This is a genomic window from Mycolicibacterium austroafricanum (assembly GCF_000612725.1).
GTDB classification, from domain to species: Bacteria; Actinomycetota; Actinomycetes; order Mycobacteriales; family Mycobacteriaceae; genus Mycobacterium; species Mycobacterium austroafricanum.
This window is the reverse complement of sequence record NZ_HG964455.1, coordinates 60,592-73,244: the sequence shown is the minus strand read 5'-3', so window position 1 is coordinate 73,244 and position 12,653 is coordinate 60,592. Positions and strand designations below refer to the sequence as shown.

Here is a 12,653-nt window from a genome sequence, read left to right as displayed (position 1 = left end):
CGCGGCCCGCCGCGTCTACTGATCGGGGGTCCGGTAGCGGATCGACCACGACGCCGACCAGTGCCGGCCCGGATGAAGCCAACGCAGCCCCGAGCCGCTGTTGAAGGCGTCCGCCGCCGCGGTCATCGGCTCGACGGCCACGGCGGTGACGCATCCGCCCGGCCCGGGGTAGCGCCGGGTGACGAAGACGTGCACGTAGTCGAAACCGGCTCCGGCACAAAGCGATACGGACCGGCCGTCGGGTGCGCGCAGGGTGTGGGTGCTGACGCCGTCGACGGTGTGCAGATCAGTCCAGCAGTCGTCGAGATCCAACTCGCCCACCCGCCGTCCGCGGCGCAGGTCCCACCCGGTGCCGGGGACCGCGGTCGTCCCGATCGGATTGAGTCTGGCATCGACGTCGATGTGCCGGTCGGCCGCGACGGTCAGCACGAGCTCGTCGGCGGCGACGTCGCCGATCGTCAGGAACGGATGCGCGCCCACCGCGACGGGTGCAGGCGCATCACCGAGGTTCTCGGTCGTGTGGGTGACGCTCAACCCGTCGCCGGTCAGGGCGTACCGCACCCGGGTCCGCAGACTGAACGGGTAACCGTGCTGGGGGTGGATCCGCGCGCCCAGGGTGATGGCCGCGGCGCTGTACTCGGTCGGTCGGTAGGCGGTGAAGCAGAGCAGGCCGTGCAGGGCGTTGGCGTTCTCGGGCTCGGTGATGTCGAGTTGCTGGGGTGCCCCGTCCAGCGTCCAGCGGCCGTCGCGGACCCGGTTCGGCCACGGCGCGAGCACCACCCCGCTGTAGAACGGGCGCAGCGTGGTGGTGTCGTATCCCGGTGTCAGCGCCACCCCTGCGACGGAGAGCTCCCGCAGGCCGGCGCCGACCTCGGTGATCACCGCCCGTACCGGTCGTGGACCGGGCAGAGTCAGCTCGTATTCGTCACCGCAGGTCGATGCCGAGGCAACCGGGGGAGCGGTCGTCACAGGCCGGCCGCCAGATGGTGATAGGCGTTGTTCCAACGCAATTCACGCGCAAAGGACCTCACCGTGGTCTCGGTGTCGATGACCAGGAGTTCGGTGCCGGTCATGGTGGCGAAATCTTCGAGGGGTGCGGTACCCAACGCGGTCGTGAGCACGGTGTGGTGGGGTGCCCCCGCCGCCAGCCACGCCTCGGTGGAGACCGTCCAGTTCGGCAGCGGCTCCCATACCGCGCACGCGACCGGCAGTTTCGGGAGAGCAGCCGTCGGCTCGACCACCCGAACGGTGTTGGCCACCAAACGGAATCGGGAACCCATGTCGCAGATCCCGAGGATGGTCGCGTCGGCGGGGGTGGCGGTGAACCGCAGCCGCACCGGGTCGTCGCGGTTGCCGATGGACAGCGGATGCACTTCCAGCGACGGCCGGGACTCGGTGATCGTCGGGCACACCTCGAGCATGTGCGCGCCGAGCACCCGTTCCCGCCCGGGCGTCAGGTCGTAGGTGTAGTCCTCCATGAACGACGTGCCTCCCGGCAGCCCGTCGGCCATCACCTTCACGGTCCGCAGCATCACCGCGGTCTTCCAGTCTCCTTCACCCCCGAAACCGTATCCGTCGGCCATCAGTCGTTGGACGGCGAGCCCCGGCAGCTGCTTCAGCGCGCCCAGATCCTCGAAATTGGTGGTGAACGCCTGGAAGTCGTGCTGCTCGAGGAAGCGCCGCAATCCGGCCTCGATCCGGGCGCCGTCGCGCAACGCGGTGTGCCGCGCACCGCCGGGCAGCAGTTCCTCGGCCACGTCGTAGCGGTCGCGGTACTCGCGGATCAGCTTGTCGACGCTGTCCTCGGCGACCCGCGACACCGTCTCGGCGAGGTCGTTGACGGCGAAGCTGTTCACCGAAACCCCGAAATGCGCCTCGGCCTCCACCTTGTCGCCCTCGGTGACCGCGACGCTGCGCATGTTGTCCCCGAACCGGGCCACCTTCATCGTCCGCACCTCGGCGAAGCCGAGTGAGGCCCGAACCCAGTCACCGATCCGATTGCGCACCAAGGGATCGCCGACGTGGCCGGCGACGGTCTTGCGGGGTATCGACAGCCGTGACTGGATGTAGCCGAACTCGCGGTCGCCGTGCGCGGCCTGGTTGAGGTTCATGAAGTCCATGTCGATGGTGCTCCACGGCAGCTGCACGTTGTGCTGGGTGTGCAGATGCAGCAGCGGCCGCTGAAGTGCGCGCAGTCCGCGGATCCACATCTTGGCGGGGGAGAAGGTGTGCATCCAGGCGATGATCCCGATGCAGTGCGGATCCCGGTTCGCGTCGGCGACCAACGCCGCGATCTCGTCGGACGACACGACGGTGGGCCGCCAGCGCACCCGGACCGGGATCTCGGCGGACTGGTCGAGTCGGGCCGCGATCTCCTGGGACTGCGAGGCCACCTGCTCGAGGGTGTCGGGACCGTACATCGACTGGCTGCCCGTGACGAACCAGACCTCGGAGTCGACGAGGCGGGAACCGATCATGCCATGAGTCCTTTCTGCTGATTGGAGAGCGTGCGGCTGCTGCCGCGGACGACCAACTGCGGCGCCAGCAGTGGGGAGATCACCTGCGCTCCGTCGAGGACGGCGGTGACCACCTCGATCGCGCGCCGCCCGACCCCGGCGAAATCCTGGCGCACGGTGGTCAGCGAAGGATTGGTGTAGGCGGCCTCGGGAATGTCGTCGAAGCCGACCACGCTGACGTCGTCGGGTACGGCGAGGCCGAGTTCGGCGAAGGCGTGCAGGATTCCGACGGCCATCTGGTCGTTGGCGACGAAAACCGCTGTGAAGTCGCGCCGTTCGGCCAGCGCGCGACCGATCGCGTAACCGCGGGCGGGGCTCCAGTCGCCCTGGAAGTCGGCGTCGGCAGGCAGGCCGGCACCGTGCATGGCCTCGACGTAGCCGATGCGGCGGGCGCGGGCCTCGGTCCAGCTCATCGGCCCGGACACATGCACGATTCGTCGGTGCCCCAGTTCGATCAGATGCCGGGTCGCCAGTCGCGCCCCGGCGATCTGGTCGACGCCCACGGACAATCCGCGCCCGGACAGGTCGCCCTCCACCAGGATCAGCGGCGTCGAGGTGGATTCGGCGTGCGCGACCGCCAGCGCGTCGCTCTGCGTCGCGATCATCACGATCGCCTCGACCGATTGGCGGTCGAGGTGCTCGACGGCGTCGCGCAGTTCCCGATGGGTGATCTCGGAGAGCGTCACGACGCTGCTGAAGTAGCCCGCTGACCGGGCGGCTTCCTGCAGGGAGTGCTGGATACGCGCCGGTCCGTGCTGCGAGGTGTTGCTGCTGATGATGCCGATGGTCCTGGACCGGCGGGTGACCAGCGTGCGCGCCGCGGTGTTGGGCCGGTAACCCAGCGCGGCGATGGCATGCTCGACCCGCGAACGCGTGGTGGGTTTGATGTTGTTCGCGCCGTTGATGACTCGCGACACCGTCTGGTGTGACACGCCTGCCAGCCGGGCGACGTCGGCCATCACGGGGCGTCGCGAAGTCCGGTCCGCGCTCACCGGGTGTCCCTCGACAACGCGCGCTGCACCAGGACGAACAGCAACAGCAGCACGCCGGTCACGATCCGGGTCCAGTACGAGTCGAGGTTCTCCGCGGTGACCAGGGTCTGGATGGTCCCCAGGATGAGCACGCCGATCACCGAGCCGAGGACCATACCGACGCCGCCGGAGAGCAGCACCCCGCCGATCACGACCGCGGCGATGGCGTCGAGCTCGAGTCCGACCCCGTTGAGGCTGTACCCGGACAGCTTCTGCACACTGAGCAGCAGCCCGGCCAGCGAGGCACACAGGCCGCTGACCACGTACACCGACACCCGCGCCCGGCCGGCGGCCAGACCCATCAGCATCGCCGACTGACGGTTACCGCCGACGGCGTACACCGTGCGTCCGAAGCGGGTCTGGTGCAGGACGTACACCGCGACCGCGACCACCACCAACATCACGATGACGGTGGGGCGGATGAACTTGTCGGCCCACACGTAGAGGTACTGCAACCCGAACACGCGCAACACCGGATCGTCGATCGGCAGCGTCTCGACGCTGACCAGGTAGCAGAATCCGCGGGCCAGGAACATGCCGGCCAGCGTCACGATGAACGGCTGCACCTCGAAGTACTCGATGATCAGCCCCATCACCAGGCCCAGCGCGGGTCCGACCAGGAGCACCACGGTCACGGCGACCGGGGTCGGCCAACCCACCTGCAGGGTCTTGGCCAGGATCACGGTCGACAGCGCCACCACCGACCCGACGCTCAGGTCGATGCCGCCGGTGAGGATCACGAAGGTCATCCCGACGGCGAGCACCACCAGGTGGCCATTGTCGATCAACAGATTCAGGAACAGCTGTGTGGGACTGGAGAATTCGTAACGGAGGACGACGAAGCCGAACAGCGCGGCGAACAACGCCGACGACGCCAGCAGGGGCCGGAAGCGTCCGCCGAAGTCCGCTCTCCCGGGTATGGCGAGGAGCCGGGGGCGGGGCGCGATCTCGAGGCTCATGACGTGGTCACCTTCTGCGACTGCGACTGCGACTGCGACTCGGCTGTCGTCCCGACCGCGCGGTGCGCGTCGGACCCGGCGGGCCCGGTGGGAGCAGCTGTCGGCCGGGGGCCCCGGCGGATGCGTCCGTGTCGCAGCAGCGCCCGGAACTTGGGCGCCTGCGCCAGACAGACCAGGATGACCGCGGCGGCCTTGAACACCAAGGTGGTCTCCGGAGTGATGCCCGCGGTGTAGACCGTGGTGGTGAGAGTCTGGATGATCAACGCGCCCAACAGTGTTCCGGTCAGACTGAACTTTCCGCCGAGCAGTGACGTGCCGCCGATCACCACGGCGAGAATCGCATCCATCTCGATCCAGAGGCCGGCGTTGTTGGCGTCGGCGGCGGCGATGTTCGACGCGATCATCAATCCCGCGATGCCGGCACAGACCGCGCAGAACACGTAGACCGCGAACACGATGCTTCGGTACCGCACCCCGGCGAGCCTGCTGGCCTCCGGGTTGACCCCGACTGCCTCCAACAGCGTGCCCAGCGCGCTGCAGCGGGTCATCAACCCCACCGCGGCGAACACCGCGAGGCTCACCAGCACCGCCACCGGCAACCCGAAGGCGTGTCCGGCGCCGAGGACCTTGAAGGGTTCCCCTGTGACCGTGAGGATCTGGCCTTCGGTGATCAACAGAGCGATACCCCTGCCCGCCGTCATCAGGACGAGCGTGGCGATGATCGGCTGGATCCCGAAGATCGACACCAGCGCGCCGTTCCACAGACCCAGTACTGCCGCGGCGCCCAGCGCGAGCGTCATCGCAGCGGCGATGGTGGCGCCGTTCGTCGGGTCGGCAGAACCCGCCACGTGCGAGCACGCCAGCGCGCCGGAGATCGCTACCACCGCACCGACCGACAGGTCGATCCCGCGTGAGGCGATGACCAGCGTCATGCCCAGCGCGACCAGCATGGTGGGCGCACCGTTGCGCAGGATGTCGATGGTGCTTCCGTAGAGGTGGCCGTCCTGGATACGCACGCTGAGGAATCCGGGGGTGAGCAGCACGTTGAGCGCCATCAGCGCGACCAGCGCGAGGACCGGCCAGATCAGCGGCGACGCGGTGATCCGGCGCAGGGCCGGCAGCCTCGTTGTGGGTCCGGTCATTGTCGTCCACCTCCGGCGATCAATGCGGTGAGGTCGGAAACCGAACAGCCACCGCCGATTTCGGCTACGGTCAGTCCGTCGCGCAGCACCGCGATGCGGTTGCTGATGCGGGCCACTTCATCGAGTTCGGCGGAGATGAACAGCACCGCCATCCCGTCGGCCGACAGCTGGGTGATCAATTTCTGGATCTGCGCCTTGGCGCCGACGTCGATGCCGCGGGTCGGTTCGTCGAGGATCAGCAGCCGGGGCCGGGTGATCAGCCAGCGGGCCAGCAGCACTTTCTGCTGATTGCCCCCGCTGAGGTTCTTGATCGGGGTGTCAGGGTCGGCCGGGCGGATGTGGAGCATCTCGATGTAGCGGGTGACGAGGTCGTTCTTGGCCTGCGCGGACAGGGGTCTGGCGAATCCGCGGCGGGCCTGCAGCGCGAGTACGAGATTGTCGCGCACCGACATATCGGCGATGATGCCCTCGGTCTTGCGGTTCTCCGACGTGAACGCGAAGCCGTGGCCGATCGCGGCGCGTGGTGAGCGGATCTGCGCGGGCGCACCGTCGACGCTGACGTCGCCACCGGTGGCGCGGTCCGCGCCGAACACCAACCGGGCCAGTTCGGTGCGTCCCGATCCGAGCAGCCCGGCCAGACCGACGATTTCGCCGGCGCGGATGTCCAGGTCGGTGGGCTTGACCTGCGGGGCACGCTCGATCTGGCGGACCGACACGTACGCGGTGGCGGACCCGTCGACACGCAGTTCCGATGCCTCGGAGGCGATCTCACCGAGGACATCGAGTTCGTGACCGACCATCGCCGAGATCAGCCGGTGCCGGTCGAGTTCGGCGGTGCGCCATTCGCCGACCGTCTTGCCGTTGCGCAGCACCGTCATCCGGTCCGAGATCTCGTAGACCTGGTCCAGGAAGTGGGATACGAACAACACCGCAGTACCGTCGTCGCGCAGTCTGCGGATGACGCGGAACAGCTCGGCGACCTCGTCGGTGTCCAGGCTCGACGTGGGCTCGTCCAGGACGAGCACCCTGGCGGATACGGACATGGCGCGTGCGATGGCCACCAGCTGCTGGATGGCGATCGGATGGCTGCCCAACGTCGAGCGCGGGTCGATGTCGAGTTCGAGTTGGGCCAGCAGCGCTCGCGCCGCATCATGCACAGCCCGGTACATGATGCGGCCGAAACGGCGGGGTTCGCGTCCCAGCAGGATGTTCTCCGCGACCGTGAGGTTCGGGCAGAGATTGACCTCCTGGTAGACGGTGCTGATCCCGGCGTCCTGGGCTTGCCTCGGCCCGGTGAACCGCTGCGGGACGCCATTGACGGTGATCTGGCCGCCGTCGATGTCATAGACGCCGGTCAGCGCCTTGATCAGCGTGGACTTGCCGGCGCCGTTCTCACCCATCAGGGCGTGCACTTCGCCGGGGAGCAGACGGAAGTCCACACCGTCGAGCGCCTTCACCCCGGGGAAGGTGACGTCGATGCCGCACAGCAGCACCACCGGTTCGTCGACTCGGTCCATGTCGGCTGGTTCGCTGTCCGGGTTCAGTACTGCCGGTTGGGAAGTGCTTCGATCGCCTGCTGGGTGGTGAACGTCTCGTCCGGGACCACGACGCGCGCGGGCACCGGTTCGCCGGCCACCACCTTCTCGGCGAGGTCCATCAGCTGGGGGCCGAGCAACGGGTTGCATTCGACGAGAAAGTTGAATTTGCCGTCGGCCAGCGCACGCATGCCGTCGCTCGTCGCTCGTCGCGTCGACCGCGACGATCTTGATGTCTTGACCGGGGGTCTTGCCCGCCGCCTGGATCGCCTCGACCGCACCCAGGCCCATATCGTCGTTCTGGGCGAACACCAGGTCGATGTCGGGATGCGCCTTGAGGAAGGCCTCCATCACCTGTTTGCCGCCTGACCGCGTGAAATCTCCTGTCTGCGAGGCGATCACGTTGAGGTTCGGCGATGCCGAGATCGCTTCCTCGAAGCCGGTGTTGCGGTCGATGGCGGGGTCGGCCCCGGTGGTGCCCTCCAGGATGACGATGTTGACCGGCTCGGTCTGACCGGCATACTCGTCGACCACCCACCGGCCGGCGCGGCGGCCCTCGTCGACGAAGTCGGCGCCCAGGAACGACACGTAGGCGTCGGGGACCGTGGTGTCCACGGCGCGGTCGGTGAGGATCACCGGGATGCCGGCGTTCTTGGCCTCCAACAGCACGGCGTCCCAACCTGTGCGCACCACGGGGCTGAACGCCAGCACGTCGACGCCCTGCTGGATGAACGACCGCAGGGCCGAGATCTGGTTCTCCTGCTTTCCGTTGGCGTCGGAGAACTTCAGGTCGACACCGGCGGCTGACGCCGCCTCCTGCACCGACTTGGTATTGGCGGTCCGCCATCCACTTTCCGCGCCGACTTGGGAGAAACCCATCGTGATGGTGCCGTCGCCTGCGCCGTCGGGCGCCGGCCCGCTGCCACATGCCGCCAGCGTGGTGGCGATCGCGACCCCCAATGACAGTGCCGCGAACAGTGCTCGTTTCCTCAACGGTCGCTCCTTGCTCCTGGTGTGGCCTGGATTACATTTGGCGAATGTTAACGTTAACGTCTGTGACCTGTCAACGTCTGAAACTCCTGTTCAAACCCATCTACTTGCCCGCGTGAGCGCTCACAACGATCGACCGCGGACCGTCAGCGCAGAGGCTTGAGCCGGATCGCGGTGGTGCCGAGCAGTCCCACCGGGTCGACGTAGTCGGCCCGAGACGCCGGCCCCCACATCGCTCCCCAGTGCAGGCAGGCCGGCGCCGCGCAGTTCGGATGTCCCGCGGCCAGTTCGCCGAGCGCGGACCCGGCGGTCACCTGCTGTCCCCGCCGCACCGCCGGCCGCACGGGTTCATAGGTGGTGCGCAGCCCGCCCGGGTGCGCGATCGACACCAGGGGCCTGCCTGCCAGATCGCCGGCGAACACCACCGTGCCGGCTGCCGCCGCGTACACCGGCTGCCCGTCGGTCCCGGCAAGGTCGACACCGCGGTGGCCGCGCTGCCAGTTCGGGGCGGGTGCGTCGAACTGGCGCACCACCGCCGGAGACGGTTGCAGCGGCCAGCCCAGCCGGACGTCGTCGGCAGCGGCCGGCGCGGCCGTCACCACCGCGACGGCGATCGCACTCGCCAGGACCCGCATCCGTCCAGTTCAGCGGACCGGCGCAGGACAGGGAAAGCCCGAACCTGCGAACCTGTGGATCACCGGTTGGGGCGCTGCTCGGTGGTAAAAGCACCTGTTCCGAGCGTGTAAACTCCTACCCGCAGCTCGTTTGCGCGGGCTGACTTCGCGCGTCTGCAGCACGGGCTCACCAGCTCGTCACCTCGCATGCCGGGCGGTCCCGCCTCCAAGAGACGGGTCCGGCATCGAAGCAGTCGCCAGGGTCCGGCTCACCCGATGCCGGACGACAACCGACAACAAAGAAAAGGCCACTGGACTCATTATGGCTGTCGTAACAATGAAGCAGCTGCTTGACAGCGGCGCGCACTTCGGGCATCAGACCCGACGCTGGAACCCCAAGATGAAGCGGTTCATCTTCACCGACCGCAACGGCATCTACATCATCGATCTGCAGCAGACGCTGACCTACATCGACAAGGCCTATGAGTTCGTGAAGGAGACCGTCGCGCACGGCGGTTCCGTCATGTTCGTCGGCACCAAGAAGCAGGCGCAGGAATCCATCGCCGAAGAGGCCACCCGCGTCGGCATGCCGTTCGTGAACCAGCGCTGGCTGGGCGGCATGCTCACCAACTTCTCCACCGTGCACAAGCGCCTGCAGCGCCTCAAGGAGCTTGAGGCCATGGAGCAGACCGGTGGCTTCGAGGGTCGCACCAAGAAAGAAATCCTGATGCTGACCCGCGAGAAGAACAAGCTCGAGCGCAGCCTCGGTGGCATCAGGGACATGCAGAAGGTGCCGTCGGCGATCTGGGTCGTCGACACCAACAAGGAACACCTCGCGGTGGCCGAGGCCCGCAAGCTGAACATCCCGATCATCGCGATCCTGGACACCAACTGCGATCCGGATCTCGTCGACTACCCGATCCCGGGTAACGACGACGCCATCCGCTCGGCTGCGCTGCTGACCAAGGTGGTGGCCTCCGCGGTCGCCGAGGGTCTGCAGGCCCGCGCCGGTGCCGGTGCCGACAAGGCCGCGGCCGAGGCGGCCGAGCCACTTGCCGAGTGGGAGCAGGAGCTGCTGGCCGGTGCCACCACCGCCGCACCCGAGGCTGCCGCCGGCGAGACCGCAGCACCCGAACAGTCCTGACACCCGCGACGCCTCAAAGGAAAGACTTCTATGGCTAACTACACCGCCGCCGACGTCAAGCGCCTCCGGGAGCTGACCGGTGCCGGCATGCTGGACTCGAAGAACGCGCTGGTCGAGGCCGAAGGTGACTTCGACAAGGCCGTCGAGTTGCTGCGCATCAAGGGCGCCAAGGACGTCGGCAAGCGCGCTGAGCGCGCCACCGCCGAGGGCCTGGTCGCCGCAAAGGACGGCGCGCTCATCGAGCTGAACTCCGAGACGGACTTCGTCGCCAAGAACGGCGAGTTCCAGGCGCTCGCCGATCAGATCGTCGCTGCGGCGGCTGCGGCCAAGGCGGCCGACGTCGACGCGCTCAAGGCGGTCAAGCTCGGTGACACCACGGTCGAGCAGGCGATCGCCGACCTGTCGGCCAAGATCGGCGAGAAGCTGGAGCTCCGTCGTGCCACGTATTTCGACGGCACGACCGAGACCTACCTGCACAAGCGCGCCGCCGATCTGCCGCCCGCGGTGGGTGTGCTGGTCGAGTACACCGGTGGCGACACGTCGGCCGCTCACGCGGTCGCCCTGCAGATCGCCGCGCTGAAGGCCAAGTACCTCACCCGTGAGGACGTGCCGGAGGACATCGTCGCCAACGAGCGGCGCATCGCCGAGGAGACCGCCCGCAACGAGGGCAAGCCGGAGCAGGCGCTTCCGAAGATCGTCGAGGGCCGGGTGACGGGCTTCTACAAGGACGTCGTGCTGCTGGATCAGCCTGCGGTGTCCGACAACAAGAAGTCGGTCAAGGCGCTGCTCGACGAGGCCGGGGTGACCGTGACGCGGTTCGTCCGCTTCGAGGTCGGTCAGGCCTGACAGGTCTGAATTCACGCGAGGCCCCCGGGACCACGGTCCCGGGGGCCTCGTGCTTTCGTACTGAGGGTCCCGGCGATGCCCTCGCCCGCCGTGATCTGCGGTACACGCGGATCTCGTGGTCGGCCTGTCGTCGCGGTGGGGAAACAAATCCGGACCACCGGTGTGTTTGCTCGCGTCGGCCAGGGGAGGTCAAGGGATGGGTGGCCGGCCTCGGTCGCGTTTGCCTGTTTTCCCACGCAAGGACTGCGGGCAAAAGGTCCAGCTAACCCGGCTGCCATTCTGACGCTGCCGTAAGGTGGCGAGTACGGTGGTTTTCGACGTTTGCTGAGTTAGCCTCACTCTATGGGGGATCATGAGAACTGCTGTGGCCGTGGTGACCGATACAGTTGAGTCCCGCGGGACGGCAGACATCGCTGCCAGGGTGAAATCCTCGGACGACGTGCCGACGGAGTCCGGTCGGTTGCGGACGCGCAGGGCGCGGGTGCCGGTTGTCGGTCCGCTTATGGACCTGACCACCGCGTCACTGGCGGTGGCCGCCGGAATGGCCATCGCCGACCGTTTCCTCGAGTGGCAGTTGCCACCCATCTGGATGATGTTCTTCTTCGCGCCGACCGTGGTGGCGTTGAGCGCGATGCGCGGACTGTACCGCCGGTCCGTCGCGCGCTCGTTCCTCGACGAGCTGCCCACCATTGAGGCGGTCGCGGCCATCACGGCGATGCTGTTGCTCAGTGGCCTCGTGTTCAACCCGGAGGTGGTAGGGGCGGGTAAAGCTGTCGCCCTGGTGTGGTTGTGGGCGGCGATCCTGATCCCGCTCGGCCGGCTACTGTGGTTGTGGTACAGGCGTTATCAGTTCCGGCGCAACGTGCTGAGTGCACCGACGCTCATTGTCGGCAACGGTCGTATCGCCGCGAAGGTGGTCGACCGGCTCCGCATCACCCCGGAGTACGGTCTGCGGCCGATCGGGCTGGTCGACGACGACCTTCCGTCGATGGGGATCGACCGGGACCAGCCCGCCAGCATCCCGTACCTGGGCAAGTTGGACCGCATCGACGAGATCATCACCCGCACCGGCGCCGAGTGCATGATCGTCGCGTTCTCCCGCACCCGGGACGAGGCGATGTCCATCGCGGTCAGGACCGCCCACCGGCGCGGCATCGCGGTGTGGATCGTGCCCCGGATCTACGACACCATCGGCGTCCACGCCCGCATCGACCACATCGGCGGTCTGCCGCTCATCGCCGCTCCGCGCACCGACCCGCGCAGCTGGCAGTTCGCCGCCAAGCACATCTCCGACCGGATGGTCGCCACCGTCGGTCTGGTGCTGATCTCCCCGCTGTTCCTCACCTTGATGCTGTTGGTGCGGTTGTCCTCGCCGGGCCCGATCTTCTTCGGTCAGCCGCGGATCGGGCGCGACGGCCGGGTTTTCCAGTGCCTGAAGTTCCGCTCGATGCGCCCGCCGACGGAGTCCGACGCCGCGTTCACCCCCGATCCCGACTCCGCGCCCGGAGGCGTCGAGGGCGAGGACCGCCGGACCCCGATCGGCAAGTTCATGCGCGCCTATTCGCTGGACGAGCTGCCTCAGGTGATCAATGTCATCAGGGGCGAGATGAGTCTGGTCGGTCCGCGTCCGGAGCGCCCGGAGTACGTCGACCTGTTCAACGTCCAGATCGCCCGCTACGGTGACCGGCACCGGGTCAAGGCCGGGATCACCGGTTGGGCGCAGGTGCACGGCCTGCGCGGGCAGACGTCGATCGCCGACCGCGCCGAGTGGGACAACTTCTACATCGAGAACTGGTCGGTGTTGCTGGACTGGAAGATCCTGGCGATGACCGTCGGGGCGGTGCTGCGCCGGGCCGAGTGAGCCCGGGGCGCGACC

Annotated in this window: 10 protein-coding genes; 3 read left to right on the top strand and 7 right to left on the bottom strand. The window is 67.8% G+C overall.

The window, feature by feature from the left end; all coding sequences use genetic code 11:
* Positions 1–15 precede the first annotated feature (15 nt).
* The 7 genes from BN976_RS20530 to BN976_RS20500 form a co-directional block, all read right to left on the bottom strand.
* The gene (locus tag BN976_RS20530; RefSeq protein WP_051558521.1) at positions 16–969 is read right to left on the bottom strand and encodes an aldose 1-epimerase family protein; all 954 of its coding nucleotides are present in this window, start codon (positions 967–969) and stop codon (positions 16–18) included.
* Positions 966–2,477, bottom strand: a complete 1,512-nt coding sequence (gene araA, locus BN976_RS20525) for an L-arabinose isomerase (RefSeq protein WP_036373437.1) — start codon at positions 2,475–2,477, stop codon at positions 966–968. Before araA ends, BN976_RS20530 begins: the two co-directional genes overlap by 4 nt.
* Positions 2,474–3,508: a LacI family DNA-binding transcriptional regulator gene (locus BN976_RS20520; RefSeq protein WP_109489634.1), complete on the bottom strand. Its 1,035-nt coding sequence runs from the start codon at positions 3,506–3,508 to the stop codon at positions 2,474–2,476. Before BN976_RS20520 ends, araA begins: the two co-directional genes overlap by 4 nt.
* Positions 3,505–4,506 carry an ABC transporter permease subunit gene (locus tag BN976_RS20515; protein WP_084182344.1) on the bottom strand — a complete coding sequence of 334 codons (1,002 nt, stop codon included), beginning with the start codon at positions 4,504–4,506 and terminating at the stop codon, positions 3,505–3,507. Before BN976_RS20515 ends, BN976_RS20520 begins: the two co-directional genes overlap by 4 nt.
* On the bottom strand, positions 4,503–5,648 hold the full coding sequence (locus tag BN976_RS20510) for an ABC transporter permease (RefSeq protein ID WP_036373433.1): 1,146 nt from the start codon (positions 5,646–5,648) through the stop codon (positions 4,503–4,505). Before BN976_RS20510 ends, BN976_RS20515 begins: the two co-directional genes overlap by 4 nt.
* Positions 5,645–8,176: an ATP-binding cassette domain-containing protein gene (locus BN976_RS34455; RefSeq protein ID WP_235622097.1), complete on the bottom strand. Its 2,532-nt coding sequence runs from the start codon at positions 8,174–8,176 to the stop codon at positions 5,645–5,647. The genes BN976_RS20510 and BN976_RS34455 overlap by 4 nt, the downstream gene beginning before the upstream one ends.
* Before the next feature lie 143 nt (positions 8,177–8,319).
* Positions 8,320–8,808: a M23 family metallopeptidase gene (locus BN976_RS20500; protein WP_036373430.1), complete on the bottom strand. Its 489-nt coding sequence runs from the start codon at positions 8,806–8,808 to the stop codon at positions 8,320–8,322.
* A 301-nt stretch (positions 8,809–9,109) separates the two neighbouring features.
* On the opposite strand from BN976_RS20500, the gene rpsB reads away from it, so the two are divergent.
* The 3 genes from rpsB to BN976_RS20485 all read left to right on the top strand — a co-directional run bounded on the left by rpsB (position 9,110) and on the right by BN976_RS20485 (position 12,638).
* Positions 9,110–9,931 carry a 30S ribosomal protein S2 gene (gene rpsB / locus BN976_RS20495; RefSeq protein WP_036373428.1) on the top strand — a complete coding sequence of 274 codons (822 nt, stop codon included), beginning with the start codon at positions 9,110–9,112 and terminating at the stop codon, positions 9,929–9,931.
* A gap of 30 nt (positions 9,932–9,961) precedes the next feature.
* Positions 9,962–10,777, top strand: a complete 816-nt coding sequence (gene tsf, locus BN976_RS20490) for a translation elongation factor Ts (protein ID WP_036373426.1) — start codon at positions 9,962–9,964, stop codon at positions 10,775–10,777.
* A gap of 352 nt (positions 10,778–11,129) precedes the next feature.
* The gene (locus BN976_RS20485; protein ID WP_036373425.1) at positions 11,130–12,638 is read left to right on the top strand and encodes a sugar transferase; all 1,509 of its coding nucleotides are present in this window, start codon (positions 11,130–11,132) and stop codon (positions 12,636–12,638) included.
* Positions 12,639–12,653 lie beyond the last annotated feature (15 nt).